Genomic DNA, 26,584 nt, shown 5'->3' on the forward strand with positions numbered 1-26,584 from the left:
AAATTAAAGGCTTTTAGCCAAGGGAATGACGACATGGCGACAACGTCTGGCGGCGACAGCAAAAACACCCTCTATTGCAGCTTCTGCGGCAAGAGCCAGCACGAGGTGCGCAAACTCATCGCGGGGCCGACCGTATTCATCTGTGATGAATGCGTTGAGCTGTGCATGGACATCATCCGTGAAGAGACCAAGTCCTCGAGCCTGAAGTCCACCGAAGGGGTGCCGACGCCGCTCGAGATCTGCAAGGTGCTGGATGAATACGTGATCGGGCAGGCGCATGCCAAGCGCGTGCTCTCTGTCGCGGTTCACAACCACTACAAGCGGCTCAATCACGCGGACAAGTCCGATATCGAACTGGCGAAGTCCAACATCATGCTGATCGGCCCCACGGGCTGCGGCAAGACCTTGCTGGCACAGACGCTGGCACGAATCCTTGATGTGCCTTTCACGATGGCCGACGCCACGACCCTGACCGAAGCCGGTTACGTGGGCGAGGATGTTGAGAACATCATCCTCAAGCTGCTGCAGGCCTCAGAATACAACGTCGAGCGGGCGCAGCGCGGCATCGTCTATATTGACGAGGTCGACAAGATCACCCGCAAGTCGGATAACCCGTCGATCACCCGCGATGTCTCGGGCGAGGGGGTGCAGCAGGCGCTCTTGAAGATCATGGAAGGCACCGTCGCCTCCGTGCCGCCGCAGGGCGGGCGCAAGCATCCGCAGCAGGAATTCCTGCAGGTGGATACGACGAACATCCTGTTCGTCTGTGGCGGCGCCTTTGCGGGGCTCGACAAGATCATCGCCCAGCGGGGCAAGGGCGCGGGCATGGGCTTTGGCGCCGAAGTGCGTGGCCCCGATGACCGCGGCGTGGGCGAGATTTTCACCGATCTCGAACCCGAGGACCTGCTCAAGTTCGGGCTGATTCCCGAATTCGTCGGCCGTCTGCCGGTGATTGCAACGCTTGAGGACCTTGATGAGGATGCTCTGGTCACGATCCTGAGCGAGCCGAAGAACGCGCTGGTCAAGCAATACCAGCGTCTGTTCGAGCTTGAGGACGTGAAGCTGACCTTTACCGATGACGCGCTGCAGGCCATCGCCAAGCGCGCCATCGAACGCAAGACCGGTGCGCGCGGGCTGCGCTCGATCATGGAGGATATCCTCCTCGACACGATGTTCGAACTGCCCGGCATCGACACGGTGACCGAAGTTGTCGTCAATGAAGAAGCCGTGAGCGCGGATGCAGCACCGCTGATGATTCACGACGACGGCAAGAAAGAGGCGGCGACCGCGGGCTGATCTTGCCCGTGCGCCACATCTCGACCGGCACCCGTTTCGAGGAGCAGATCGGCTACAGCCGCGCGGTTGTGGCCGATGGCTGGGTCTTCGTGGCGGGCACCACCGGCTATGATTACGACACGATGACCATGCCGGAGACGGTCGAGGATCAATGCCGCAACGCGCTGCAAACCATCGAAAGGGCGCTGGCCGAGGCGGGCAGCGCCTTCGACCATGTGGTGCGTGTGACCTATATCTTGCCCGATCGGGACGATTGGCCAGCCTGCTGGCCGATCACCTCGGCCGCCTTCGCCACGGCGCGCCCGGCGGCCACCATGCTGGTTGCCGCCCTGCAAAACCCAGAAATGAAGATCGAGATTGAGGTCACCGCCCGTCTGCCTGCGACATAGGCGGGAATTGGACTGCGCGGGGCTTCGCATTCACTGGACCTCGGGCGCGCAATCGGGCATGAAAGCCCCAAGCAAAACCGGAGCCAGCAGCACATGGGCGTTCTCAACTTTATCAAGCGTATCTTCATCTGGTGGGACGATCAGACGATCGGCACCCAGCTTTGGACCTGGCTCAAGGGCAAAAAGGTCGGTGAGGATGCGGCGGGCAACATCTATTACACCAATGCCAAGGGCGACCGGCGCTGGGTCGTGTTTAACGGTCTGGTCGAGGGCAGCCGCGTCAGCCCCGAATGGCACGGCTGGCTGCACCACACCTGGGACGAGACCCCCAAAGAGCTTCCCCTCGCGCGGAAGACGTGGGAAAAGCCGCATATTCCGAACCTGTCAGGCACCGATCAGGCCTATGCGCCCGCCGGGTCCCTGCGGCGCGCCGATCCCGAGCCGCGCAGCGATTATGAAGCCTGGACACCGGAATAGGGGTCACCCCATCCATGCGTGAAAACAAGACAGAGGTGGCCGTCGGCGCAATCGTCCTTGCGGCGGCTGCGGGGTTCTTGTGGTTCATCCTGTCCGCAACCGGGGGCAGTCGCGGCACCGGGGACCTGACCCTGCACGCCAACTTCCGCTCGGCCGAAGGGGTCACCGTGGGCACCGATATCCGCCTTGCGGGCGTGTCCATCGGCACCGTCAGCGCCCTGTCGCTCAACCCCGAAACCTACCGCGCCGAAGCGGCCTTTGCCATCGACGACGGCATCGGCATCCCCGACGACAGCGCGGCCGTGGTGGCCTCCGAAGGGTTGCTGGGCGGCACCTATGTCGAGATCGTGCCCGGCGGCTCGTTCGAGATGTTCGCCGATGGCGCGCTGATCGAGGACACGCAAGGCGCGGTTGGCCTGATCCAACTCCTGATGAAATTCGTAGATCGTGAGGACTCATGAGGAAGGTGTTGACCGTATTGGCCATGTTGATGGCCCAGCCACTGGCCGCGCAGGATGCGACAACCGCGCCCGGCGGCACCCTGCGCGTGCTCGACAAGATCACCGGCCGGACCCATGACCTTGAGCTTCGCAACGGCGAAACCGGGACCGTCGGCCTGTTGGCCGTGACGATGATGGAATGCCGCTTCCCGACAGGCAATCGCACCGGCGACGCCTTTGCGCTGCTGTCCATCGTGTACAACAACGAACCGGATCCGGTCTTTCGCGGCTGGATGATCGCCTCGGCCCCCGCGCTGAACGCGCTGGATCACCAGCGCTATGACGTTTGGGCGTTGCGCTGCAGCAGCGAATAAGGGTCGGGTACCGGCCCCTGTCGGTCGAAATCCGCCGGCAGCGGCAAAGCCGCGTCCAGCATTTGGCGATAGCACGCGCGCGGCACTTCTACCCCGCCAAGGCTGCGCAGATGGGGCGTGATGAACTGCGTGTCGAACAGCGCGAAGCCGCCCATGTTGAGTCGATCCACCAGATAGGCCAGCGCCACTTTTGAAGCGTCCCTGCGCCCGCTGAACATGCTTTCGCCGAAGAAGGCGCCGCCCAGCGTGATGCCGAAGACGCCGCCCGCCAGCGTGTCACCGTCCCAGACCTCAACCGAATGGGCGACGCGCGCGCGGTGCAGCTGGCTGTAAAGCGTGGCCAGTGTGGCGTTGATCCAGGTCTCGTCCCGGTCGGCGCAGCCGTCGACAACGCCGTCAAAATCCACATCGAAGGTGATCCTGAACCGGCCGGATCGCAGCGTCTTGCGCAGTGAGCGGGACAGGTGGAAGCCGTCCAGCGGCAGGATTCCCCGTTGCCGCGGATCGACCCAGAACAAAGTGGTGTCGCCGCGATGCTCGGCCATGGGAAAGACCCCGCCCGCATAGGCTGACAACAGAATTTCGGGGGTCAAGGTCGTGCTCATCGGGTCCTCATCTTACCGTTTGCTTGTTGCATGATCCGGCGGCGGCGTAAATAATTCGAGGGGGCACACGGGCAGGGGACGACCACACATGGGCTTTTTCGATTTCATTGCGGACCTGCCGCATTACCGCGATCATTCCGCACCGGTCGCGCGGATGAACAAGCGGTTCGAGGCGCTGATCGCCCCCTTCGCAGACGAGATCAGCGGCGCGCGCGTCCTTGACCTTGCCTCGCACGACGGACGCTGGTGCTATGCGTTTGCGGGGGCCGGAGCAGCGTCTGTCGTGGGGCTTGAGGGCCGGCAGGAGATGGTCGACAAGTTCGCCGATTATCCCGACGCCGCGTTGAAATCGAAGGTCGAGCTTCGCGTGGGCGACCTCTTTGAGGGGATGGAGGCCGCGATCGCCCGAGGGGAGAGTTACGACGTCGTTGGCGTTTTCGGCATTCTCTATCACGTCATGGACCACTTCCGCCTGTTCCAGCTGGTCCGCAAACTGAACCCCCGGCTGGTGATCGTTGACAGTGAGTTCATGTTGCGCCCGGCGCCGATGATGATGCTCAAGACCGAGCGCACGTCGAACGTGCTGAATGCGATTCCGCAATACGACGGGCAGGAGAGGGCGATCAAAGCTGTGCCGAGCTTCAAGGCGATGAACTGGATCGCCGAAGCCCTGGGCTACCAAACCGAGTGGATCGATTGGAACGCCCGCGCCGAGGATGACCGGCGCGGGGTGTCGGATTACTACCGCGAGAAAGAGATGCGGCGCGGCACCTGTGCGCTGCGCCCCATCGGCTGACCTAGGTCAGGTTGTCGTCAAGCCAGCGTTCCAGCCAGTGGATGTTGTACTCACCGGTCTGCACGGCCTCTTCCTGCAAGAGCGCGTGGAACAGTGGCACCGTGGTGTCCACACCGTCGACGATCAACTCCCCCAGCGCGCGCGCCAGCCGCGCCAGCGCCTCGGGCCGGTCGCGGCCGTGCACGATCAGCTTGCCGATCAGACTGTCGTAATAAGGCGGGATAGAATAGCCGGTATAGAGCGCGGAATCCATGCGCACGCCCAAGCCGCCGGGGGCGTGGAACTGCGTGATCCGGCCGGGGCAGGGCGCGAAGTTGGGCAGTTTCTCGGCGTTGATCCGCACCTCGATGGCGTGACCGTCGATTGTCAGATCTTCTTGCGCGAAAGATATGGGCAGGCCCGAGGCCACCCGGATCTGTTCACGCACGAGATCCTGGCCGAAGATCGCTTCGGTGATCGGGTGTTCAACCTGCAGGCGGGTGTTCATCTCGATGAAGTAGAATTCACCGTTTTCATACAGGAATTCGATCGTGCCCGCGCCGATGTATTTGATCCGCGCGCAGGCGTCGGCGCAGACCTTGCCGATTGCGGCGCGTTCTTCGGCGGAAATCGCCGGGCCCGGCGCCTCTTCAAAGACCTTCTGGTGGCGGCGCTGCAACGAGCAATCCCGCTCACCCAGATGCACCGCGTTGCCCTTGCCGTCACCAAAGACCTGAATCTCGATGTGGCGCGGCGTGGTCAGGTATTTCTCGATATAGACCTCGGAGTTGCCGAAGTTCGACTTGCCCTCGGCGCGGGCGGTCTGGAAGGCGGACTTCATTTCTTCGGCGGAATTGGCCACTTTCATGCCCTTGCCGCCGCCGCCCGCGGTCGCCTTGATGATTACCGGATAGCCAAATTCCTCACCGATTTTCAGCGCGTCCTCAAGCGTGTCGACGCCCCCGTCCGAGCCGGGCACGCAGGGCACGCCAAGCGCCTTCATCGTATCCTTGGCGCTGATCTTGTCGCCCATGATGCGGATGTGTTCGGCGGTGGGGCCGATGAAGGTCAGGTCGTGATCCTCAACGATCTGCACGAATTGCGCATTCTCGGACAGGAAGCCATAGCCAGGATGGATCGCCTGTGCGCCGGTAATCTCGCAGGCCGAGATGATGGCCGGAAAGCTCAGGTAGCTTTGCGTGGCGGGCGCGGGGCCGATGCACACGCTTTCGTCGGCCATGCGCACGTGCATGGCGTCGGCATCGGCGGTGGAGTGGACGGCGACCGAGCGGATGCCCATTTCGCGGCAGGCGCGGATCACGCGCAGGGCGATCTCGCCCCGGTTCGCGATCAGAATTTTGTCAAACATGGCCATGCTGCGCCTATTCGACGATCATCAGCGGCGCGCCGAATTCAACGGGCGAGCCGTCGGCGACCACGATGCGTTTCACCGTGCCGGATTTCGGCGCGGGGATGTGGTTCATGGTTTTCATTGCCTCGATGATCAGAAGCGTGTCGCCTTCATTCACCGTGTCGCCCACCTTCACGAACGCCGGTGCGCCGGGTTCGGGGGCCATGTAAACGGTGCCGACCATGGGCGAGGTCACCGCGCCGGGCAGATCGGCCGGATCGGTGTTCGCGTCGCCCTGCGGGGCGGGGGCGGGGGCCGATGGTGCCGCGGGGGCTGCGGGTGCAGGCGCCGGTGCGGCGGCCATCTGCGTGACCACCTGCTGTGGTGCATGGCGGCTGACGCAAACATTGAGGCTGTCATTCTCGCCGTATTCGCGCTTGACCTCGAGCTCTGTCAGGTCGTTTTCGCGAAGCAATTCAGCCAGCGCTTGGATAAAGCTAACGTCGGTATCGTGAGGCGTCTTTTTGGTCATTGTTCCCTCGGCGTGTTGCCTGTCTGTGACGGTGTTGCGGAGCATGTTACCGCAATCGCTGTGCCCTGCCTACACCAAGGGAGACAGGGGGGAAAGCGGGCGACCACAGGAAAATGACGTAAGGGGAGCCTCACGCTTCGGGGGGCACCCCTTGTTTTGGGGCATCGCCTTTCTCGGGCAGCATGCTGATGCCATAGGGTTTCAGGACCCGCGCGGCCGAGGAGGGGCCGGAGGTTTCAGCGCCCGGAGGGGATTCCTTTTCCGGCAGCGCGGCCTTGCTGACCAGCGCGGTTTGCGAGGGGCTGGCGGGGATGGGCATCGGCACCTCGGGCGTCGGATCGCGCGAGAGGGCCGAGGCATCGGCCACGGGGCGGCCATCAGGGGTGGCCGGGGGCGGCGCGGCCGTTTGCGGCAACGGGGCCACTGGGGTGACCTGTGAAAGCGTGTTGTTCATGTCCATTTCGTGCTCCGATCGACAGATGGAGCCCCCACCACGCAGGATGAAACCACCCAAGGATTAAAATCGGGTAAAGACCGCCGCAAGAAACGCCGCGCGACAGCCATCGCGCGGCGTTTTCGTGTTTCGACGTCGTGCCGGAGCCGTTAATCGGTCCGGTTCATCCGGTTTTCGATCAATTCATCCACCACCGAAGGGTCTGCAAGCGTCGAGGTGTCGCCCAAGGCGCCGAAATCATCCTCGGCGATTTTCCGCAGGATGCGGCGCATGATCTTGCCCGACCGCGTCTTCGGCAAGCCCGGCGCCCATTGCAGAAGGTCCGGCTTCGCGATGGGGCCGATCTCGGAGCGGACCCAAGCCTCAAGCTCGCTGCGCAGGGCGTCGCTGGGCTCTTCCCCGTTCATCAGCGTGACATAGGCGTAGATGCCTTGCCCCTTGATATCATGGGGATATCCGACCACAGCGGCCTCGGCCACCTTGGAATGGGCGACCAGCGCGCTTTCAATCTCGGCGGTGCCCATGCGGTGGCCCGAGACGTTGATCACGTCATCCACCCGCCCGGTCACCCAATAGTCGCCATCCGCGTCGCGCTTGCAGCCATCACCGGAGAAATAGTAGCCGTCGTAATCGCCGAAATAGGTCTTCTCGAACCGCGCGTGATCGCCGTAAACCGTGCGCATCTGGCCGGGCCAGCTGTCCTTGATGCACAAAACCCCTTCGACGTCATTGCCCTCGATCTCTTTGCCGGACTGCGGGTCAAGGACGACCGGTTGCACCCCGAAGAAGGGTTGCTGCGCGGCACCGGGCTTCAGGGTCGTGGCACCGGGCAGCGGGGTGAGCATATGGCCCCCGGTCTCGGTCTGCCAGAAGGTGTCGACGATGGGACATTTGCCCTTGCCGACGACCGAATGATACCAGTTCCACGCTTCCGGGTTGATCGGCTCGCCCACGGTGCCCAGCAGTTTCAGGCTGCTCAGGTCGTGCTTTTCGACCCAGTCGTCGCCCGCCCCCATCAGCGCACGGATCGCGGTGGGCGCGGTGTAGATCTGGTTGACTTTGTGCTTTTCGCAAACCTCCCAGAAGCGGCCGGCGTCGGGGTAGGTGGGCACCCCTTCGAACATGATCGTCGTGGCGCCGTTGGCCAGCGGCCCATAGACGATGTAGCTGTGGCCGGTGACCCAGCCGACGTCCGCGGTGCACCAGAAGATGTCCCCGTCGTGATAATCAAAGGTGTATTGATGGGTCATCGCCGCATAGACCAGATAACCGCCGGTGGTGTGGACGACGCCCTTGGGCTGACCGGTGGAGCCCGAGGTATAGAGGATGAAAAGCGGGTCTTCGGCGTTCATTTCCGCTGGGGTGTGCTGGTCGCTCACCTCTTTGATCAGGGCGTTGTAGTCGTGGTCACGCTCGGTCCAAGTGGTCTGCGCGCCCGTGCGTTTCACCACCAGACATTGAACCTTGTCCTTGCAATGCAAGAGCGCCTGATCCGCGTTGGATTTGAGCGCGGTGGCGCGACCGCCGCGGGGGGCATGGTCGGCGGTGATCAGCAGCTTGGCGTCGCAGCCGTTGATCCGCGTGCCAAGCGCATCGGGCGAGAAGCCCGCGAAAACGATGGAGTGCACCGCCCCGATCCGCGCGCAGGCGAGCATGGCATAGGCGGCCTCGGGGATCATCGGCAGATAGATCACGACGCGGTCGCCCTTGGTGACGCCGAGCTTCTCCAGCACATTGGCCATCCGGCAGACATGCCCCTGCAATTCGGCATAGGTGATGTGCAAAGCCTCATCGGCGGGATCGTCCGGTTCCCAGATGATCGCGGTCTGATCGCCCCGGGTTGCCACATGGCGATCGACGCAATTGGCCGCGACGTTCAGGGTGCCATCCTCGAACCATTTGATGTCGACATTGCCCGGCGCGAAAGAGGTGTTCTTCACCTTCGTATAAGGTTTGATCCAGTCCAGCCGCTTGCCGTGCTCGGCCCAGAACCCTTCGGGGTTCTCGATGCTTTCGGCATACATTTTTGCGTAGGTCTGCGCATCCGCATGGGCGTTTTTCGCCATTTCGGGGCTGGGGGGGTATGTCGTCTGGCTCATGGTGTCCCTCATGCAAAACGTCTCTTTTTAATCTGGCCGGGGCCGGTCCGATCAACCGGATGATGGCTTGGCAGCCGCGGCGCTGGGCGGGGCAGACCCTTGATTTCAAAGGCCGAACCCCGAATACATCAAATCGCGAGGTATTTGGCGCGCAACGCCTCATCCTCGAGAACCTCTTTGGCGGAGCCGTCATAGACCACCCTGCCGATGTCGAGGATCACAGCACGGTCGGCAAGTTTCAAGGCAGCAACCGCGTTTTGTTCGACGATGATCGTGGTGATCCCCTGATCGCGGATCAGCTCAAGCGTCTTGGCGATTTCCTGCACGATGACTGGCGCGAGGCCTTCGTAGGGCTCATCCAGCAGCAGCACCTTGATGTCGCGGCACAGCGCCCGTGCGATGGCCAGCATCTGCTGCTCGCCCCCTGACAGCGTCACCCCTTCTTGGCTGCGGCGTTCGCGCAGACGGGGGAAGAGGTCATAGACACGGTCGATGGACCAGCCCCGGGGCGGGGCGATCTGCGCCAGTTTGAGGTTTTCTTCCACCGTGAGGCCGGGGATGATCGAACGATCCTCGGGCACAAGCTGGATGCCGGCCTGGCTGGCCTCATGGCTGCGCATTTCGTGCAGGGGTTTGTGGTCGAGCCAGATTTCCCCGTGGCGCAGTTCCGGATCGCCCATCCGCGCGATGGTCCGCAGGGTCGAGGTCTTGCCCGCCCCGTTGCGCCCCAGCAGGGCAAGGATCTCGCCCTCATGGATGTCAAAGCTCACGCCTTGCACGATGTAGCTTTCGCCGTAATAGGCTTCGATATCCCAAACGGAGAGGAACTTGGGCGCGGTGGCGGCCATGTTGCGCGACTTGTCAAAGGGTTGTGGGCCGTCGAGATGTTCTACGTGGGTCATGTGTTTTCCTTGTTTCGCGTCAAAGCCTCGGCGAGGCTTTGGAGCCGGAGTTTCGATGAAACTCTGGCGCTCAGACCTGCGCTTCACCCAGATAGGCTTCGCGCACCTTGGGGTGGCCCTTGATGTTTTCGGGCGTGTCTTCGACCAGCGGTGTGCCCTGAGCCAGAACGGTGATGCGTTCCGCCAGACTGAACACCACGTTCATGTCGTGTTCGATGATCGCCATGGTCAGGCCGCGGTCGCGCCGGATGGTCTTGAGCAGTTCGATCGTGTTTTCCGTGTCCGCCCGCGCCATGCCGGCGGTGGGTTCGTCCAGCAACAGCAGGCGCGGCTCCTGCACCAGACACATCGCCATCTCGAGCCGGCGCTTGTCTCCGCGCGACATGGAAGAGGCCGTCATCTCGCGTTTGTCGAGCATGTTGACCTCGTCCAGCATGGCCTCGGCCCGCTCGATCATGTCGCTCTCGCGCCGGACGGCTTCGAAGGCGTGCAGCCGGAAGGCCCCGTCGCGTTTGGCGAAACAGGGGATCAGCATGTTTTCCATCACCGTCAGATCGGCGAAGATTTCGGGCGTCTGGAACACGCGGCTGATGCCCATCTGGTTGATCTCGTGCGGTTTTCGGCCCAGCACGGACTGCCCGTCAAAGACGACCGAGCCGCTGTCCGGGATCAGCTTGCCCACCAGCACGTTAAGCAGGGTGGATTTGCCCGCCCCGTTGGGGCCGATGATCGCGTGACAGGTGTTTTCCGCCACGTCGAGGTTCACATCGCCAAGCGCCTGAAGCCCGCCGAAGCGTTTGTTGACGCCTTTGACCGAAAGAATTGCCATTTCCGAACTCCTTAATCTTGCGTCTTGTTGCGGCGGAACTTGGCAGCAATGCGCTGCCCCCCTTCGACGAGGCCACCGGGCAGGAAGATCACCACCAGCATGAACATGATGCCAAGGGTCAGGTGCCAGCCCTTGCCGATGAACGGATAGACCACGGCGACCATGACATCCTCCATCCCGTCGGGCAGAAAGGCGAACCACTGGTGCAGGATGTCCTTGTTGATCTTCGAGATGATGTTTTCCATGTATTTGATGAAGCCCGCGCCCAGCACCGGCCCCAGCAGGGTGCCCGCGCCGCCAAGGATCGTCATGATCACGACCTCGCCGCTGGCGGTCCAGAACATCCGCTCCGGCCCCACCTGCGTGTCCATCGCTACCATCAGCCCGCCCGCGAGCCCCGCGAACATGCCCGAGATGACAAAAGCCGAGAGCGTATAGCGCTTTGGCATCAACCCGGTGTAGTTCATCCGTTGCTGGTTCGACTTCACCGCCCGTAGCATGATCCCGAAGGGCGACCGGAAGATGCGGATGCTCAGGTAGAAGGCCAGCAGAAGCGCCGCGCCCGCGATGTAGTAGCCGAGGTTGAAGGTGAACAGCCAGTTGCCCAGCTCAAGCTCGGTCGAATTGCCCATCTCTGCGCCGAACAGGTTGGCGCGGCCGATGCCGCTCTCCGGGCCGCCGAACAGCGGCGTGTCGGTGTTCTTGATCTGCAAGCCCGTCTCACCGCCGGTGATGGGCGTCAGCACGGAATAGGCCAGGGCGTAGGACATCTGCGCGAAGGCCAGCGTCAGGATCGAGAAATAGATGCCCGAGCGGCGCAGCGAGATGAAGCCCACCACAAGGCTGAACAGCCCCGCCACGATGATCGCGAAAAGGATGCCGGGGATCACGTTCAATGTGATCAGCTTCATCGACCAGATCGCCGCGTAAGAGCCCACCCCCAGAAAGGCCGCGTGCCCGAAGCTGAGGTAGCCGGTCAGGCCGAAGAGGATGTTGAAGCCGATGGCGAAGATCCCGAAGATCACGAACCGCTGCATCAGGTCGGGATAGCCCGCGTTGAACTGCGCCAGCGCTGAGGTCTCGGGGAAGGGGTTGAGGATGAACGGCGCGAAAACGACCAGAACGGTGACGACAAGCATCAAGGTCGCGTCCCGCCGTGTGAGGCCAAGGACCCCGCGTCCCGCGCGGGGGCGCGCAAGGGGCGCATTGCGTGTTGCGGCCTGTTGCACGGAAAGCGGGGCGGTGCTGTGGGATTGGTCGGTCATGGAATTAATCCTCCATCACGCCCTTGCGACCCATCAGGCCACGGGGGCGGGTCAACAAGATGACGATTGCAACAAGGTAGATGATGATCTGGTTGATCCCCGGCAGCACATCGACCACCGTCGGCATCGAGGCGAAGCTTTCCAGAATGCCCAGAAGGAAGCCCGCGGCCACGGCACCGGGCAGTGAGCCCATGCCGCCGACCACGACCACGACGAAGCTGAGCACGAGGAAATCCATGCCCATGTGATAGTTCGGCGCGACGATGGGGGCATACATCACCCCGGCGACCCCGGCGACGGCGGCGGCCAGCCCGAACATGAAAGTAAAGCGCTTGTCGATGTCGATGCCCAGCAGCCCGACGGTTTCGCGGTCCGCCATGCCCGCGCGCACGACCATGCCGAAGGTGGTGAATTGCAGGAAGGCGAAGACTCCGGCGATGATCAGCGCCGAGAAGAAGAAATAGACCAGCCGCCAGTAGGGATACATGATCGTCAGCGGGTCATAGCCCAAAAATACCCCGAAATCGAGCGAGCCGCGGAAGGCGTCGGGGGCCGGGGTCTGGATCGGGTTCGCGCCGAAGAAATACTTGATGATCTCTTGCAGCACGATCGCCAGACCGAAGGTCACAAGGATCTGGTCCGCATGGGGGCGCTTGTAGAAATGCTTGATCAGCCCGCGTTCCATCGCGAAGCCCACGCCGATCATCACCGGGATCGAGAACAGGATCGCCAGCGGCACCGCCCATTCCATGATCGCAGCGCCCGCGGCCTCTCCGAACCAATCCTGCACGTAGAAGACGTCCACTTCCAGCGGGTTGCCCAGAAAGTCGGTGCGGTCGGGGTCGACCACCTTGTGGGACGCGCTGAGGATGCGCGACAGGATCACCGCGCAAAACGAGCCGAGCATGAACAGCGCCCCGTGGGCAAAGTTCACCACGCCCAGCGTGCCGAAGATAAGGGTCAGGCCAAGGGCGATCAGCGCATACGCGGAGCCCTTGTCGAGACCGTTGAGAATTTGAACGATGATCTGGTCCATCAGGTCATGGCCTTATGTCGGAAAAGGGGTGCGGGGCGGTTGCCGACGCGCGGCCCGAAGGCCGCACGCCAGTGTTTATGACAGGTGAAACAGACGCTTACGCGCCGTTGTTGCACTCACCCAAGGAGGCGTCCGCGCCGCCCATCTGCGGGTGATCGGGCTCATAGATGACCTGATCGACCGGCGTGACCTCAACCACTTCAAGAAGGTCGAACTCGCTTTCGGGGTTCTCTTTCCCGCGCACAACCAGCACGTCCTTGAAGCACTGGTGATCCTCGGCGCGGTAGAGCGTCTTGCCGTTGCCCAGGCCGTCGAATTCGAACCCCTCGAGGGCTTCGGCCACAGCGCAGGGCGCGAAAGAGCCCGCGCGGGTGACGGCATCCGCGTAAAGCAGCGTCTGCACATAACAGGTGTGCGCTGCCTGGCTGGGCGGGAAGCCGTATTTCGTCCCGAAAGAGCGCACGAACGCCTGTGAGCCTTCGTCCTGCAGCGACCAGTGCCAGTTGGTCGAGCCGAAGATGCCCTTGATGTTCTCGCCGGCCCCACGTGCCATCAGACGCGAGAAAAGCGGCACGACGATCTCGAAGTTCTTGCCGTTGGCCTGTGCTTCGCGCAGGCCGAACTGCACCGCGTTGGTCAAGGAGTTGACCATGTTGCCGCCGTAGTGGTTCAGCACCAGAATATCCGCGCCCGAGTTCAGCACCGGCGCGATATAGGACGAGAAGTCGGTCTGCGTCAGCGGTGTCTTGACCGAATTCACGGTCTCCCAGCCCATGGCTTCGGTCGAGGCGCGGATCGCTTCCTCGGTCGTGTAGCCCCAGTTGTAGTCGGCGGTCAGGTGATAGGCCTTGCGATCCTCACCGTATTGCGCGGCCAGCACCGGGGCCAAGGCGGCGCCGGACATGTAGGAGTTGAAGAAATGGCGGAAGCCGTTGGCTTTGCGGTCCTTGCCGGTGGTGTCGTTGGAATGGGTCAGGCCGGCCATGAAGATGACGCCCGCCTCTTGGCAAAGCGCCTGCACGGCCACCGCCACCCCGGAGGAGGAGCCCCCGGTGATCATGATCGCGCCGTCCTTTTCGATCATCGACCGGGCCGAGGCGCGGGCCGCGTCGGACTTGGTCTGCGTGTCGCCGGTGACGTATTTCACTTCGCGGCCCAGAATGCCGGTGCCGTCCAGAACCTGGCTGCTGAAAGTGCCCAGCATGCCCCCGTCGCCGCCGCCGTTCAGATGCTCGACCGCAAGCTCATAGGCGCGCAGCTCGTCCGCGCCTTCATCCGCATAGGGGCCGGTCTGGGGGACGTTGAAGCCGAGCGTGACCTCGCTGTCGCCGGGGGCGTTGGTGAACCCGGTGTGGTTTTCGGCGCGCAAATAGGTCGGCAGCGCAAGGCCGGCGCCCGCGATGGCACCGGTCTGGATCACGCCACGACGGGTGAAGTTTGATTTGGACATTAATTATCCTCCCTGGAGTGATGCGGCAGGCCTCCCGCCCGGCCGCAAGTGCTAAGTTTAGCGAGGGTTAATAGAACGGCGTTCTGAAAACTTCTCAATAAGGCTAGGCGGCGGCAGGTCTTTTTTGTAAAGAGTTGCACGCGGCGGGGCGGCAATTTGTAAATAAATTGTCAAAGCGGCGCAGAAGGACGTTGAAATAACTGGGGGATTGCCCATGGCTGAGCGGCTTTTGACCGGCACACGGATCCGCAACAGGCGGCTGGATCGCAAGCTGCGGCAGGTGGATGTGGCGGCGCGGGTCGGCATCTCCGGCTCATACCTCAACCTGATCGAGCACAACCGGCGCAGAATCGGCAGCACGCTGCTGGCGCGGCTGGCCGAGGTGCTTGAGGTGGATGTCGCAGCACTTGAGGATGACGCCGCCGCTGCGATCACCACGCCCCTGCGCGAAGCCGCGGCCGCCTTTCCGCAAAGCGGCATCGATGGCGCACAGGCCGAGGATGTCGTCGCGCGGTTTCCCGACTGGGCCGCGTTGATTGCCGCGCAGCATGCGCGGATCGCCCAACTGACCGAACGGGTCGAGGCGCTGGGCAACCGGCTGACCCACGACACCCAGATCGCGGCTTCCCTGCACGAGGTGATCTCGACCGCCACGGCGATCCGCTCTACCGCGTCGATCCTCGTCGAAAGCCCGGATCTGGATGGCGACTGGCTGCGCCGGTTCCACGGCAACATCGACGGAGATTCCGCGCGGTTGGCCGAAAGCTCGCAAGCCCTGCTGGGGCTGCTGGACATGGACAGCGGCGCACCACAGGCCGAGACGACAGCCATGGAGCAGGCCGAGGCGCTGCTGGCGGCGCGCGGGTTCCATCTGCCCGGCGTTGAACGTAGTGAAGCCGAGGACTGGCCCGAAGCGTCGGACGGCGTGGTGGCGCAGATCCTTGCGCAGTGGACCGAGGGCTACCGGCGCGACGCCACACGCCTGCCGCTTGCGACCTTTGTACCGGCGGCCCGGGCGCTGGCGTTCGATCCTGCGCGGCTGGCAGCGCGGTTCGATGTCCCGCTGGCCACGGTGTTGCGGCGTCTGGCGCAGTTGCCCGCGGCGGACGGAACCCCGCCCATGGGTCTCGCGTGCTGCGATGCGGCCGGGGTGGTGACGTTTCAGAAGCCGGTGCTGGACTTCCGGCTGCCCCGCTCGGGGGCGGCCTGTCCGCTCTGGCCCCTGTATCAGGCGCTGACCCAACCGGGCCGCGCGATCCGCGCCGTTGCCCGTCTGCCCGGCGCGGCACGAACCCCGTTCGAATGTTTCGCCATCGCCGGGCCGGTGGGGGCGGTGGGCTTCGACGCCGCCCCGCGCGTCGAGGCGGTGATGCTGGTGCGCCCCGCCCGCAGTGGCGCGCAGCCGCAGACCGTCGGCCCCGGTTGCCGCGTCTGCCTGGTTGAGGATTGCGCCAGCCGCCGCCAGCCCAGCGTCCTCTGAGGGGGCGCCTCGCGGGTGCTTTGACAGCGGCGAGCGTTCTGGTGATAGTCGTCCGGACGCAGAGGAGGGAGACTGTGATGGGGCGACGGGTATTGCTGATCGAGGATGAGCCGAACATAATCGAGGCGATCAGCTATATCCTGAGCCGGGACGGTTGGACGGTGCACACCCATGCGGACGGGGAAACCGCCATGGACAAGGTGCATCAGGGTGTTCCCGATCTGGTCATCCTTGACGTCATGCTGCCCGGCCGCAGCGGCTACGACATTCTGCGCGACCTGCGCGCCGAAGCGGCGACGGCCCATGTGCCGGTGATGATGCTGACCGCGCGCGGGCAGGCGAAAGACCGCGAGTTGGCCGAGGCGCTGGGCGTGACCCGCTTCATGACCAAACCCTTCTCCAACGCCGAGGTGCTGGAAACCGTCCGCGCCCTGGCGGCGCCATGACGCCCCCCGCCATACCCCCGACGCCGCCCCCGCGCCGGCGGACCGAATTCCTTGACCGGGGCAGCTATCGCCAGCGCCGGCTGCGGGATGCGGCGCGGCTGATGCCGGTGCTGGGGGCGGTCTTGATGGCACTGCCGCTGATGTGGCCCCGCGACCGGCCGGATCAAAGCCTCACGAGCAGCGGCATCATCTATCTCTTCGGGCTTTGGGCCATACTGGTCGTGCTGGCCTTCGTGTTGTCGCGGCTGTTGCGCTATGGCGCGGCAGCGGCACCGGGGGGTGACGCAGAGCGATGATTTCGTTCAACCTGCTGATCGCGGTCTCGTTGGCCTATGTGGCCTTCCTGTTCGCCGTGGCCTTTGCCGCCGAACGCCGCGCGGCGCAGGGCAAGACGGCCTGGCTGCGGTCTTCGGCGATCTATACGCTGTCGCTGTCGATCTATTGCACCGCCTGGACCTTCTACGGCGCGGTCGGCTATGCGGCGCGGTCGGGGCTGGAATACCTGACGATCTACCTTGGCCCGACGCTGGTGATGATCGGCTGGTGGGGGTTGGTGCGCAAGCTGGTGCGGATCGGCCGGACCCAGCGCCTTACCTCCATCGCCGACCTGATCTCGTCGCGGTTCGGCAAGTCGACGGGGCTGGGCGTGCTTGTCACCGCACTCGCCATCGTGGGCACCACACCCTATATCGCGCTGCAATTGCAATCGGTGACCCAGGCCATGGGCGTTTTTGCCGCCAACAGCGGCGAGGTCTGGGGCCCCAGCGATCTCAACCGTTCGGCCATGTGGGTGGCCATGGGGCTGGCGGTGTTCACGCTGATCTTCGGCACCCGCAACCTCGACGCCCATGAGCGGCACCACGGCATCGTGCTGGCCATCGCGGTCGAGGCGGTGGTGAAGCTTTTCGCGCTGCTCGCCGTGGGCATTTTCGTGGTCTGGGGCGTGGCCGGCGGGCTGGGGCCCACGCGCGCGTTGATTGACGCCTCGGCGCAGGCGCAGTGGGCCCCGATGCCAAGCCGCTGGATCGGATTGATCTTCGTCTCGGCGGCGGCGTTCCTGTGCCTGCCGCGGATGTTTCAGGTGCTGGTGGTCGAGAATGCGGACGAACGGGTGCTGAGCACCGCGAGCTGGGCCTTCCCGACCTATCTGCTGTTGATGAGCCTCTTTGTCGTGCCCATCGCCGTGGTCGGGCTGGACCTGATGCCCGCAGGCGCGAATCCGGACCTGTTCGTGGTCACGCTGCCCCTGCGCGAAGGCCGCGACGGGCTGGCGATCCTGTCCTTTCTGGGTGGCTTCTCGTCAGCCACATCGATGGTGATCGTGGCGACGCTGGCGCTGGCGACAATGGTGTCGAACCACATCGTAGCGCCAAGCTGGTTGAACGCGCGGATGCCCGGGGCGGTGGTCTCGGGCGATGTGCGCCGGGTGGTGGTGATGTCGCGGCGCATCTCGATCACCGCGATCCTCGGGCTGGGCTATATCTACTTTCGCGTCTCCGGCGGGGGCGAGGCGCTGGCCGCCATCGGGCTGGTGTCCTTCACCGGGGTGATGCAGGTCTTGCCCGCGATGATCGGCGGCGTGTTCTGGCGCGGCGCCAACCGCTGGGGCGCGGTCGCGGGCATTTCCATCGGGTTCGCGGTCTGGGCCTGGACCCAGTTCCTGCCCAGCTTCGGTGTCGATGCGATGCTGTCACAAGCGGTGTTCGAGCGCGGGCCCTTCGGGCTGTCGTGGCTGCGGCCCCATGCGCTGTTCGGGATCGAGGGAATCGACCCGCTGGTGCATGCGACGGTCTGGTCGATGATGCTGAACGCGGGGGCCTTCGTGCTGGTGTCAGTGCTGACCTTCCCCAACCCGCTTGAGCGGTTGCAGGGCGCGCAATTCGTCAATGTTTACGAGTATTCCAGCGGCGCGCGGGCCTGGTCGCATTCCGCCGCCCAGGCCGAAGACATGCTGGTCATGGCGCAGCGCATTCTGGGCAGCTCGGAAGCGCAGGCGTTGTTTCGCGCCGAAGCCGCAGCGCAGGGCAAATCGGGGCTCTTGCCCGATGTGACGCCGGACTTCCTGTCACATCTCGAGCGCGAACTGTCCGGCTCGGTCGGCGCGGCGACGGCCCATGCGATGATCGCGCAGTTGACCGAGGGGGCGATGGTCTCTGTCGATGACCTGATCGCCGTCGCGGACGAGGCGGCGCAGATCATGGAATATTCCAGCCAGCTTGAGGCAAAATCCGCCGAACAGGAACGCACCGCGCGCGCCCTGCGCGAAGCCAACGAAAAACTGACCGCCGTGTCGATCCAGAAGGACGCGTTTCTTAGTCAGATCAGCCACGAGCTGCGCACGCCGATGACGTCGATCCGGTCGTTTTCCGACATCCTGCGCGATGGCGAGGTGGACGACACCGCGCGACGGCGCTTTGCCGGGATTATCCATGACGAAACCAATCGCCTGACGCGGCTGCTGGATGATCTGCTGGACCTTGGCGTGCTGGAAAGCGGTCAGGTGCAGCTCAACATCGGCGAGGGGCGCCTGTCCGACGTGCTGGACCGCGCTGTGATGGCCTCGGGCATCGATCCCGCGCGGGTCAGGATCGAACGCACGCCCGCCCATGAAGGGGTCACGCTGCGCACGGATCTGGAGCGGCTGACGCAGGTGTTCATCAACCTGATCAGCAATGCGGCGAAATACTGTGCGGCCGAAAAGCCCCGGTTGCGGATCAAGGTCCGGCAGACCCAAGGCGCGACCGAGGTGGATTTCTGCGACAACGGGGCGGGCATTCCGCCCGAGTTCGAATCCATGGTGTTTGAGAAATTCTCGCGGCTTGAGGATCAGGGCAAGGCCGGCGGGGCCGGTCTGGGGCTCGCGATCTCGCGCCAGATCATGACCGCGCTGGGCGGGGACATCACCTATCTGCCCGGGCAGGGCGGCGCCGGGTTCCGCGTGAGCCTGCCCGCCGCGGCGGCGGCGCCCGCGCCGTAAGGTTGGGGACCGTCACGCTTCACGGGGGGAGGGCACGCCCGGATCATTAAAGCCTTGGTAACCCTGCGGGTGTTAGGACAGCGCCACCGGAACCAGTCAGGATGCCACCATGGAAAGGGCGAACCCGATCCTTGCCCAGAAAATGGGTCTGTCATCAGGCCGCGCCACCGCAGCTTCGGCGGGCAGCGGGCAGGATGACCTGCTGCGCCAGATGCGCCGCGCCGTCAGCCGTGCTGCCGACAGCGCCGTGGGCCTTTCGGCGGTGCTGGACCAGCTTACGGCCACGTCGTGCGACGCGGAAACCCTGATTGAGGAGGGGCCCGCAGGCTGGATCGTGCTTGGGTTGCGCGACGGGCATGCGGCGGGCTTGTCCGGACTGGTGCTGATCGATCCGCCCCTGCGCTCGGCACTGGTCGAGATGCAGACGATCGGGGACCTTTTGCCGCCGCGCGGGGACGAACGGCCCGTCACCCGCACCGATGCGGTGATGACGATGCCCTTTGCCGATCTGCTGATGAAAGAGCTGGCGTCTGTGGGCTTTGCCGGGGATGAGGCTGATCTGGCCGCCTTCGACATGGGGCCGATGGACGATCTTCGCACCGCGGGGCTGATGCTGGTGCAGGGGCGCTACCTGTTGTGGCAGGTGACGATCCAGCTCGGCGGACCGGCCAGCGGTGAGGGGCGTCGTGGCACGGTCCACATCGCCGTGCGACCGGGCGCGGACCTCGTTGAGGAGATCTGCGAACAGGGCTCCGACTGGGCGCACCAGTTGCGCCGCGCCGTGGGGGAGGCTCCTGCCGATCTGGATGCGGTGCTTGCGCGGATGACCCTGCCGATCAGCAAGATACAGGCGCTGGAAGTCGGGCAGGTTCTGCATCTGCCGGGCACCACCGTGGGCTCGGTGACGCTTACGGGCCCGTCCGGCGACGGAGTGGCCGCCGCCCGTCTGGGCCAGACCGCCGGCAAACGGGCGGTGCGGACCGAGACGCCGCAGGTCGATCTGGACGACAGCCTGTCTGCCTTTTCCACCACACCGAATGCGGACGCAACAGTGCCGGGCGCGAACACCCTGATCGATAGCTAGGCGGCGCGCCCGGCGAGAGCGGACGCCCCAAAGCCTGCGGGCCTAGCCTTTTTGCTGGGCGAAAGCCTCAAGCTGGGGGCGCATCTGGCTCAGGTCATAGCCCTGTTCCGCCGCGAGGGAGATGATCTCATCCGTGGGGCGGGTGCCGGCCTCGCCCAAAGCCCAGACGATGGTGCTGCGCGTGCCCGAGGCGCAATAGGCCAGCACCGGCCCCTCCGTCGCGCGGCAGGCTTCGAGCTGCGCCGCGACAGTGTCGCCGTTCAGCGTTTGGTGGGTCACCGGAAGATGGACGATCCTGACGCCCGCGGCTTTGGCGGCAGCGTCCATCGCCGCCGATTGATGGGACGGCGGGTTCTCCGCGTCGGGGCGGTTGTTGATCACCGTGGCATAGCCTGCAGCCGCGATGGCGGGCAGATCCTCGGGGTCGATTTGCGGGGACACGGCGTAGGCGGGGGTGATCGGGCGTATGTTCATGCCCGGTTTCTAGGCGCTCGCCCGCCTCCCGTCCAGAGCCCTGCGCAGGGTCGGGCGCGCGCGTTGGGAGCAAATCCAGCCGCTTTGTCACCGAATCCCGGATGGTGCTGACAACTCGGGGCTTTTCCTTTTGCCCTTCGCCTTGCATTCTGGGGGGCAAGGGATCGGTCCGGCCCGGGTGGACGGGTCACGACAAGGTGAGGGTGCTATGACACGTTTGGTGCGTTTTCGGGTTCTGGACGGCATTGCGGTGGCCACGTTGGACGCGCCGCCGGTCAACGCGCTTTCGGCAGAGCTGCGTGCCGCCCTGTGGGAGGTCATGAACCGGATCGACAACAATGCCGACATCGGCGCCGTGGTGCTGATGGCCGCTGGACCGATGTTTTCGGCCGGGGCGGATATCCGCGAATTCGGCGCGCCCCTGCGAGAGCCTTCGCTGCCGCAACTGTGCGACCGGATCGAAGGCTGTGACAAGCCCGTCGTCGTCGCCGTGCAGGGGCAGGCGCTGGGCGGGGGGGCGGAGCTCATGCTGGCCGGGCACTACCGGCTGGCCACCCCCGACGCGCGCATCGGCCTGCCCGAGGTGGCGCTGGGCCTGATCCCGGGGGCCGGTGGCACCCAGCGGTTGCCGCGGCTGATCGGGGCAGAGCGGGCGATGCAGATGATGATGTCGGGCAACGCGGTGGACGCGGCCTCGGCCCAGCGGGCGGGGCTGATCGACGGCGTGGTGACCGGCGACCTCGGCTCGGGCGCGATCGCCTTCGCGCAATCGCTAGTCGAGAAAGGGCAGGGACCGCGCCGCGCCCGCGTCAGGCGCGACCGGCTCGCCGACGGGCAGGCGCATCAGGCGGCTGTCGACGCGGCCCGCCGTGCGTTGCAGGCCAATCCGCTGCACGCGCCGCAACGGGTCGTCGATTGCGTCGAGGCCGCCGCCCTGTTGCCCTTCGACACCGCGCTGGCGTTCGAGGCCGACGCTTTCGAGCGCTGCATGGCGCACCCGCAATCCATCGCCCTGCGCCATGTGTTTCTGGCCGAACGCAAGATCGACAACGCGCTGTTGCAAAAAGAGGGCACGACCTTCCTGCCGGTGGAGCCCATGGGCAAGGCGGCGGTGCAGCGCCTTCGCAAAGTCTGGCGCGCGGCAGCGGAACACCTCGTGTCGCAGGGTGCCACGGAAGCGGACGTGGACGCCGCGATGATCGATTTCGGGTTCCGCAAGGGGCCCTTCGGCGACAAGCCCGACGCCCGCGCCAATGACGGGATCTCACGCCGGTTGTTGGCGGCTTTGCTGGTGGAAGGCGCGGCCATGGTCGAGCAGGAAGCGGTACAGCGCCCCTCGGACATCGATGCGCTGGCGGTCGACGGTCTGGGCTTTCCGCGCCGCCACGGCGGGCCGTTCCGCGCGGCGCAAACGCTGGGTCTGATCCGCCTGCGCAAAGAGATGCGCGTCTGGGCGGAAGAAAGCGAGCTTTGGGCCGTGCCGCCGCTTATGGATGCGGCTGTTCTGGACGCGAAAGGCTTTGACGCGGTCGCTGCCACGCGCGCCGCGGCACCCTCGGCCTAGGCCAGCAGTACGCCAACGACGACGCACATCAGCCCCAGCACCGACAACAGGAACGAGCCGAGGTTCAACGGCAAGATCGCCTGAATGCGCGCGCGCAGCTCTGCATCATCGGTGCTGGCCGCCTTGGCGCGGCGCACCTTGATGATGCTCCAGACAATTCCGGCCAGTCCCGTCAGGGAAATCACCGCACCGATCGTGACCAAAAGTTCCATCTTCCACTCCTGCAAGCTGCGCTGCTGTTATCGCGCATGGTGGGGTCACGCAAGCGCTTGCCGCGCCCGCCCGCTGGGGGTAGGGAAGGGACCGATCCTGTGAACTCCCCCCAGATGAGGCTTGATATGTCCGACAGTTCCACCGACACCAGCTACCGCGTCACGGCCGACGAATTGCGCCAGTTCATCGAGCGGATCGAACGGCTGGATGCCGAGAAGAAAGACATCGCCGATCAGCAGAAAGAGGTCATGGCCGAAGCCAAGGGCCGCGGCTACGACACCAAGGTGATCCGCAAGGTCATCGCCCTGCGCAAGCGCGACCAGAACGACATCGCGGAAGAAGAAGCGGTGCTCGAGATGTATAAAGAAGCTTTGGGCATGTAAGCCCCACCGGGCGGCCGCATTCGGGCCGCCCGTCCGGAGCGGCCCTTGGCAAATTCCTGCCAAGGGGTCGGTCTGACCGGAACGAAGCGCCCCGGCCTTCCGTTGAGTCCCCAGACAACCTCAGGAGGATTCAACTATGAATACTGCAAGCACCAGCAATCTCGTTTCATCGGCCGACGTGAACGGAACCGAAGTCTATGGCCGCGACGGCGCGCATATCGGTTCCATCGACCATCTGATGATCGACAAGCAGTCCGGCAAGGTGGCCTATGCGGTCATGGGCTTCGGCGGCTTTCTTGGCTTGGGCGAGGAGCATCATCCGATTCCATGGGGCAAACTGTCCTATGACACCTCCCGCAACGGCTTCGTGACGGATATCACGGAACCAGAGATCACCGGCGCTCCGGCGCGTGCAGACAATTGGTACGCCGACCGTGACTGGGAACGCCGCGCCCACGAACACTACGGTGTCCCCTTCTACTGGGCCTGATGTCCGGGTATGAACGATAAAAGGGCCGGCATCCCGCGGGGTGTCGGCCCTTTTGCGTGTTGAGGGCCGCTGATCAAGGGCCACTCAGGGTGCGATAAAGTTGATCCCCTGCATCTGTTCGATGCGCGCGATATCCTCGTCATAGGCCTGCGTCAGCGCCTCGACCACGTCGTCGGACCAACCGGGCAGGTCAACCTCGTCCACCACTTCCTCTTCCAGCGCGTAGCGTTCCAGAAAGGCGGCGATGATCCGGCGTTTCTGCGCTTCGGTCTTGGGGGGATTGGCGCGCAGGTAAAGGACGAACTTCTTCATCCCCTCGGGCGAGATGATCTGGCTGAGCAGATCGAAACCACCGGTGATCTTCGACATCGCGGAGACGCCGGCCAGCTCGCGGATCAGCTGCGCCCAGATCAGCGGCGTATCCTCGTTGCACCAGACGGTCACCTTGGCATAGGGCAAAAGCGTGCGGATGCGGGCCACAAGGTCCGACCAGCGGACCTGCATCGGATCAAGTCCGTGCATGAAGCCCGCGAAATCCTCGACCGGTGCCTTGCCGAAAGTGGCGGGGATGAAGGTCGCCGGATTGCGCAAACCAAGGAAGATTTCCAGATCGTCTTCGGGAAACAGGCGCGCCAGCCCGGTGAGCTTTTCATCGGCGAGCGCATAGAGAATGCCCCCCTCGAACACGCGCCGATGCACGCACATGAATTGCGCGTGGCTCATCACCAGACGCGCACAGCTCTCGTCGTCAAGAATGGCGTCGAGAAGGATCTCGCGCGCCTCCGGCGCCGGATCCTGCCCCTTGAGCGACTGGATGGTTTCGCGGATCAGCCGCCGATACTTGCCGGGGCCGGGAACCTTCACGCCCTGTTCGGCGAAGGCCTCGGCGTTCTTGAGCAGGGATTTGAGCAGCCGGTCCTGATCCGTGCAGTTTGCGCCGATGTGGTAAACGATTTGCATGTCACTGCCTGCCTTTTGGCGCGGGTTTCCCGATTTGGGCCAGCTTATGCGGGAATTTCCGCTGACGGAACCACCCACGACGCTCTGACGTCACAGTTTCCGCAAATCCCCCTCTTGCACGACGCCCCGCAACCCCGTAAACGAGCGCCCAGTGCCCCTATAGCTCAGCTGGTAGAGCAACTGATTTGTAATCAGTAGGTCCGCGGTTCGAGTCCGTGTGGGGGCACCATTGTCAAGTTTGAAAGTCCAAGAAATACTGGTTTTCCGGTTGTTTTGATGGACTGTGCCCCACAAAACTGCCACACAAAGTATCCCACAGGTGCAGGGAACGTGGCCTGCGAGGCCGTACAGGTCTTGACGGCGAGCGTCGCCCCGTACAGTGAATGAACGCTTCGTGTTCCTTGAATGATGCCTTCGGCAGAGTCGAAGGAGCTGTCCACACGGGCTTGTTGCACATATCGGTGAGAGGGATTCAGTGCCGGAATCCTGAAGGCTATCTCTCTGGCAAGTCCAAACCTGTTACCTCCCGCTACCGCGCGACGAACTGCTCCGACTACAATGCCGCTCTGCAGAGACGGGGCTCGCTGTCGGTCTGGTTCGATTCAAAGATGTCTTAGGACGCCGAGCGCAGTGGAAAGCCCGAGCATCCCGAGACCTTCTCCGACAGTGCGTTCCAGACCTGCCTGACGCTGAAAGTCCTGTTTGTCTTGCCGCTCATTCCATTCATTTCTCTCGCCGGCTTCTATGTCTATCACAATGCCGAAAAAATAGAATTTTTTGACATCTAGCACCGCCCGACCACCGAAGTTGAAAGATCCATGGATGCGATAGACGACGCGCTGAACGGCAGAACTTCGCCAACCGGAAGGTCTGTTAGGCGGACTATATCCACACCAAACTCCGGCGCAAAGTGGGTTCGCCCGTAGCTCGGCATTGTTGGGTAAATACCGAGGGGGATTCATTTCGAGAATCCAGCGTAGGAGCCGGTCTGCAGGCGCCAGGAAACTTTGACCATGAGCATTTGTTACCGCGGTTCGCAGGAGCCGATAGAGCGCTTCCTGCGGTGGTCTCCTCTATGTGTCGGCAGGGCCCAAAAAACCTTTGTTGTGCCGCTGTTCGATATGAAGATTGGTCAACACTCGTAATGACGAAAAAATTGATTTTCTTCCGATAGGTGCAACGCGTTTCCGTGTTTAATGCGTCTGGCCACGCAGGACCTTGCAGAGCTCGACATACCCCGAAAGGCCGATCAGGATAAGCTTGACGCGATAATTTGTCTTATGATCGGCTGGATGTTCCGGCGGTGTCCCGCATCACAGACTACGGTGATCGGGGACGGGGTGAATGGCTATATCGTCAGTCCGACCTCGCCGGCGGTGCAAGAGGTATTGGTGCAAGCTGGGCGGCGAAAAGATGTTCCGATAGATGCGCATTGGACGCAAGACGCGTCGCGGAAAAGGGGCCAAGCGAGCATCGGTCGCACGGATCCGTTCCTAAACAAAAGAAAAGGCAACCGCCGCCCGCGGCGGATCCACCCGCCTCTCCAGGAGGCAAGATCTGTCCGGAATGCGGCCATGTCTTTTGTGGCAAAGGTTGGGGCGGCCTCGATACCCACTGGCGCGCGCATCATGAGGGGATCATGCCCTATGAGCAGGCGCTTGATATCATCCGTGCGGGCGGTGTGCCGAGCGCCGGGAGGGTCTAACCTGCCACCAACGGCCGAGGATGCCGCAGTGTCCTCCAGAGCCAGAACAGCATCAGCAGCAAGATGATCAGTTCGGGCAGAGGCAAAACGCCTGTATCGCGTAAGGTGTGCGGAAACGCGGATGCGCCCGGTCCTGTGAATGCGGATCCGGCCGCGATGAAGAAGCCGGTGCACATGCGCGTCAGGTGCTGGGCGATGCGATGCCTGCGGGACGCCGGTGTGTCAAGATTGAGGATGACGCAGTGGGCCGGAAACAGTTTCCCCATCCCATAGGAGTGGTCGCCTCGCGAGACTACATTAACCGTGCACTGCCAAAAGCAGGCCGCAGACGGCGGGGATTGAGCTGGATCGGATATGGTGACGTGCCTGAAACGATCGGCCTTATTGCGCCTCGGCCTTCTCGAAGCGCAGATCCGTCACGCGGTCCCGAACCCGGACATGCATCTGCATCTTGTTCGCGCCGGCGCGTCCGTCGGATGTGGCACTTCATCGCCTACCTGTGCCACGCACTGCTGGAACGACGTGCGGCCCTTG

Annotated in this window: 27 protein-coding genes, 1 tRNA gene and 1 pseudogene; 16 read left to right on the forward strand and 13 right to left on the reverse strand. The window is 63.8% G+C overall.

Going from position 1 to position 26,584, the window contains the following annotated elements; all coding sequences use genetic code 11:
• The first annotated feature begins 33 nt into the window (after window positions 1-33).
• The 5 genes from clpX (at window position 34) to DC363_RS07950 (ending at window position 2,976) form a co-directional block, all read left to right on the forward strand.
• The gene (gene clpX / locus DC363_RS07930; RefSeq protein ID WP_108640593.1) at window positions 34-1,296 is read left to right on the forward strand and encodes an ATP-dependent Clp protease ATP-binding subunit ClpX; all 1,263 of its coding nucleotides are present in this window, start codon (window positions 34-36) and stop codon (window positions 1,294-1,296) included.
• Between the two features lie 8 nt (window positions 1,297-1,304).
• The gene (locus DC363_RS07935) at window positions 1,305-1,685 is read left to right on the forward strand and encodes a RidA family protein (protein ID WP_422396407.1); all 381 of its coding nucleotides are present in this window, start codon (window positions 1,305-1,307) and stop codon (window positions 1,683-1,685) included.
• Between the two features lie 93 nt (window positions 1,686-1,778).
• Window positions 1,779-2,162, forward strand: coding sequence for an NADH:ubiquinone oxidoreductase subunit NDUFA12 (locus DC363_RS07940; protein WP_108640595.1), 384 nt, complete (start codon window positions 1,779-1,781; stop codon window positions 2,160-2,162).
• A 14-nt stretch (window positions 2,163-2,176) separates the two neighbouring features.
• The gene (gene mlaD / locus DC363_RS07945; protein ID WP_108640596.1) at window positions 2,177-2,623 is read left to right on the forward strand and encodes an outer membrane lipid asymmetry maintenance protein MlaD; all 447 of its coding nucleotides are present in this window, start codon (window positions 2,177-2,179) and stop codon (window positions 2,621-2,623) included.
• Window positions 2,620-2,976 (forward strand): DUF2155 domain-containing protein, encoded by a 357-nt coding sequence (locus tag DC363_RS07950; protein ID WP_108640597.1) that lies wholly within the window; start codon window positions 2,620-2,622, stop codon window positions 2,974-2,976. Before mlaD ends, DC363_RS07950 begins: the two co-directional genes overlap by 4 nt.
• Here DC363_RS07950 and aat read toward each other — a convergent pair.
• The gene (gene aat, locus DC363_RS07955) at window positions 2,940-3,581 is read right to left on the reverse strand and encodes a leucyl/phenylalanyl-tRNA--protein transferase (RefSeq protein WP_108640598.1); all 642 of its coding nucleotides are present in this window, start codon (window positions 3,579-3,581) and stop codon (window positions 2,940-2,942) included. The two genes, DC363_RS07950 and aat, sit on opposite strands and share 37 nt — an antisense overlap.
• Window positions 3,582-3,669: 88 nt before the next feature.
• On the opposite strand from aat, the gene DC363_RS07960 reads away from it, so the two are divergent.
• Window positions 3,670-4,377 carry a class I SAM-dependent methyltransferase gene (locus DC363_RS07960; RefSeq protein ID WP_108640599.1) on the forward strand — a complete coding sequence of 236 codons (708 nt, stop codon included), beginning with the start codon at window positions 3,670-3,672 and terminating at the stop codon, window positions 4,375-4,377.
• A gap of 1 nt (window position 4,378) precedes the next feature.
• Here DC363_RS07960 and accC read toward each other — a convergent pair whose 3' ends face one another.
• The 9 genes from accC to DC363_RS08005 all read right to left on the reverse strand — a co-directional run bounded on the left by accC (window position 4,379) and on the right by DC363_RS08005 (window position 14,274).
• Window positions 4,379-5,725: an acetyl-CoA carboxylase biotin carboxylase subunit gene (gene accC, locus DC363_RS07965; RefSeq protein ID WP_108640662.1), complete on the reverse strand. Its 1,347-nt coding sequence runs from the start codon at window positions 5,723-5,725 to the stop codon at window positions 4,379-4,381.
• Window positions 5,726-5,738: 13 nt separating this feature from the next.
• A complete protein-coding gene (gene accB / locus DC363_RS07970) occupies window positions 5,739-6,239 on the reverse strand; it encodes an acetyl-CoA carboxylase biotin carboxyl carrier protein (protein ID WP_108640600.1) in 501 nt (166 codons plus the stop codon).
• Between the two features lie 130 nt (window positions 6,240-6,369).
• A complete protein-coding gene (locus DC363_RS07975) occupies window positions 6,370-6,699 on the reverse strand; it encodes a hypothetical protein (RefSeq protein WP_108640601.1) in 330 nt (109 codons plus the stop codon).
• Window positions 6,700-6,842: 143 nt separating this feature from the next.
• On the reverse strand, window positions 6,843-8,792 hold the full coding sequence (acs, locus tag DC363_RS07980; RefSeq protein ID WP_108640602.1) for an acetate--CoA ligase: 1,950 nt from the start codon (window positions 8,790-8,792) through the stop codon (window positions 6,843-6,845).
• A 128-nt stretch (window positions 8,793-8,920) separates the two neighbouring features.
• Complete coding sequence (locus tag DC363_RS07985; protein ID WP_108640603.1) at window positions 8,921-9,694, reverse strand: ABC transporter ATP-binding protein; 774 nt, start codon at window positions 9,692-9,694, stop codon at window positions 8,921-8,923.
• Window positions 9,695-9,764: 70 nt separating this feature from the next.
• On the reverse strand, window positions 9,765-10,523 hold the full coding sequence (locus DC363_RS07990) for an ABC transporter ATP-binding protein (protein WP_108640604.1): 759 nt from the start codon (window positions 10,521-10,523) through the stop codon (window positions 9,765-9,767).
• Window positions 10,524-10,534: 11 nt separating this feature from the next.
• Window positions 10,535-11,662: a branched-chain amino acid ABC transporter permease gene (locus DC363_RS07995; protein WP_241962962.1), complete on the reverse strand. Its 1,128-nt coding sequence runs from the start codon at window positions 11,660-11,662 to the stop codon at window positions 10,535-10,537.
• Between the two features lie 130 nt (window positions 11,663-11,792).
• Entirely contained in the window at window positions 11,793-12,824 is a 1,032-nt protein-coding gene (locus tag DC363_RS08000; RefSeq protein WP_108640606.1) for a branched-chain amino acid ABC transporter permease, read from the reverse strand.
• 97 nt (window positions 12,825-12,921) lie between these two features.
• Complete coding sequence (locus tag DC363_RS08005; RefSeq protein ID WP_108640607.1) at window positions 12,922-14,274, reverse strand: substrate-binding protein; 1,353 nt, start codon at window positions 14,272-14,274, stop codon at window positions 12,922-12,924.
• Between the two features lie 214 nt (window positions 14,275-14,488).
• On the opposite strand from DC363_RS08005, the gene DC363_RS08010 reads away from it, so the two are divergent.
• The 5 genes from DC363_RS08010 to DC363_RS08030 all read left to right on the forward strand — a co-directional run bounded on the left by DC363_RS08010 (window position 14,489) and on the right by DC363_RS08030 (window position 20,261).
• On the forward strand, window positions 14,489-15,754 hold the full coding sequence (locus DC363_RS08010) for a helix-turn-helix transcriptional regulator (RefSeq protein WP_108640608.1): 1,266 nt from the start codon (window positions 14,489-14,491) through the stop codon (window positions 15,752-15,754).
• A gap of 77 nt (window positions 15,755-15,831) precedes the next feature.
• On the forward strand, window positions 15,832-16,200 hold the full coding sequence (locus DC363_RS08015; RefSeq protein WP_108640609.1) for a response regulator transcription factor: 369 nt from the start codon (window positions 15,832-15,834) through the stop codon (window positions 16,198-16,200).
• Window positions 16,197-16,496 (forward strand): hypothetical protein, encoded by a 300-nt coding sequence (locus DC363_RS08020; protein WP_108640610.1) that lies wholly within the window; start codon window positions 16,197-16,199, stop codon window positions 16,494-16,496. The genes DC363_RS08015 and DC363_RS08020 overlap by 4 nt, the downstream gene beginning before the upstream one ends.
• Complete coding sequence (locus tag DC363_RS08025) at window positions 16,493-19,177, forward strand: sensor histidine kinase (protein ID WP_108640611.1); 2,685 nt, start codon at window positions 16,493-16,495, stop codon at window positions 19,175-19,177. Before DC363_RS08020 ends, DC363_RS08025 begins: the two co-directional genes overlap by 4 nt.
• Before the next feature lie 109 nt (window positions 19,178-19,286).
• A complete protein-coding gene (locus DC363_RS08030; protein WP_108640612.1) occupies window positions 19,287-20,261 on the forward strand; it encodes a FliM/FliN family flagellar motor switch protein in 975 nt (324 codons plus the stop codon).
• Between the two features lie 42 nt (window positions 20,262-20,303).
• On the opposite strand, the gene DC363_RS08035 is transcribed toward DC363_RS08030, so the two are convergent.
• Window positions 20,304-20,735, reverse strand: coding sequence for a protein tyrosine phosphatase family protein (locus tag DC363_RS08035; RefSeq protein WP_108640613.1), 432 nt, complete (start codon window positions 20,733-20,735; stop codon window positions 20,304-20,306).
• 208 nt (window positions 20,736-20,943) lie between these two features.
• On the opposite strand from DC363_RS08035, the gene DC363_RS08040 reads away from it, so the two are divergent.
• Complete coding sequence (locus DC363_RS08040) at window positions 20,944-22,299, forward strand: enoyl-CoA hydratase/isomerase family protein (RefSeq protein ID WP_108640614.1); 1,356 nt, start codon at window positions 20,944-20,946, stop codon at window positions 22,297-22,299.
• Here the strand turns inward: DC363_RS08040 and DC363_RS08045 are convergent.
• Window positions 22,296-22,511 (reverse strand): hypothetical protein, encoded by a 216-nt coding sequence (locus DC363_RS08045; protein WP_108640615.1) that lies wholly within the window; start codon window positions 22,509-22,511, stop codon window positions 22,296-22,298. The two genes, DC363_RS08040 and DC363_RS08045, sit on opposite strands and share 4 nt — an antisense overlap.
• 126 nt (window positions 22,512-22,637) lie before the next feature.
• Here DC363_RS08045 and DC363_RS08050 point away from each other — a divergent pair, with 126 nt between their 5' ends.
• Both DC363_RS08050 and DC363_RS08055 read left to right on the forward strand, forming a co-directional pair.
• Window positions 22,638-22,895, forward strand: coding sequence for a DUF2312 domain-containing protein (locus DC363_RS08050; protein ID WP_108640616.1), 258 nt, complete (start codon window positions 22,638-22,640; stop codon window positions 22,893-22,895).
• Window positions 22,896-23,031: 136 nt separating this feature from the next.
• Window positions 23,032-23,385 (forward strand): PRC-barrel domain-containing protein, encoded by a 354-nt coding sequence (locus DC363_RS08055; RefSeq protein ID WP_196778394.1) that lies wholly within the window; start codon window positions 23,032-23,034, stop codon window positions 23,383-23,385.
• Between the two features lie 84 nt (window positions 23,386-23,469).
• Here the strand turns inward: DC363_RS08055 and DC363_RS08060 are convergent, their stop codons facing one another.
• Window positions 23,470-24,345, reverse strand: a complete 876-nt coding sequence (locus tag DC363_RS08060; protein WP_108640617.1) for a hypothetical protein — start codon at window positions 24,343-24,345, stop codon at window positions 23,470-23,472.
• A gap of 153 nt (window positions 24,346-24,498) precedes the next feature.
• Here DC363_RS08060 and DC363_RS08065 point away from each other — a divergent pair.
• Window positions 24,499-24,574: transfer RNA gene (locus DC363_RS08065), tRNA-Thr, on the forward strand.
• 241 nt (window positions 24,575-24,815) lie between these two features.
• Window positions 24,816-25,079: pseudogene (locus DC363_RS17140) on the forward strand (transposase); the annotation flags it as partial.
• Between the last annotated feature and the right edge of the window lie 1,505 nt (window positions 25,080-26,584).

The sequence above is a fragment of the Thalassorhabdomicrobium marinisediminis genome, assembly GCF_003072065.1.
Taxonomy (GTDB): Bacteria; Pseudomonadota; Alphaproteobacteria; order Rhodobacterales; family Rhodobacteraceae; genus Octadecabacter; species Octadecabacter marinisediminis.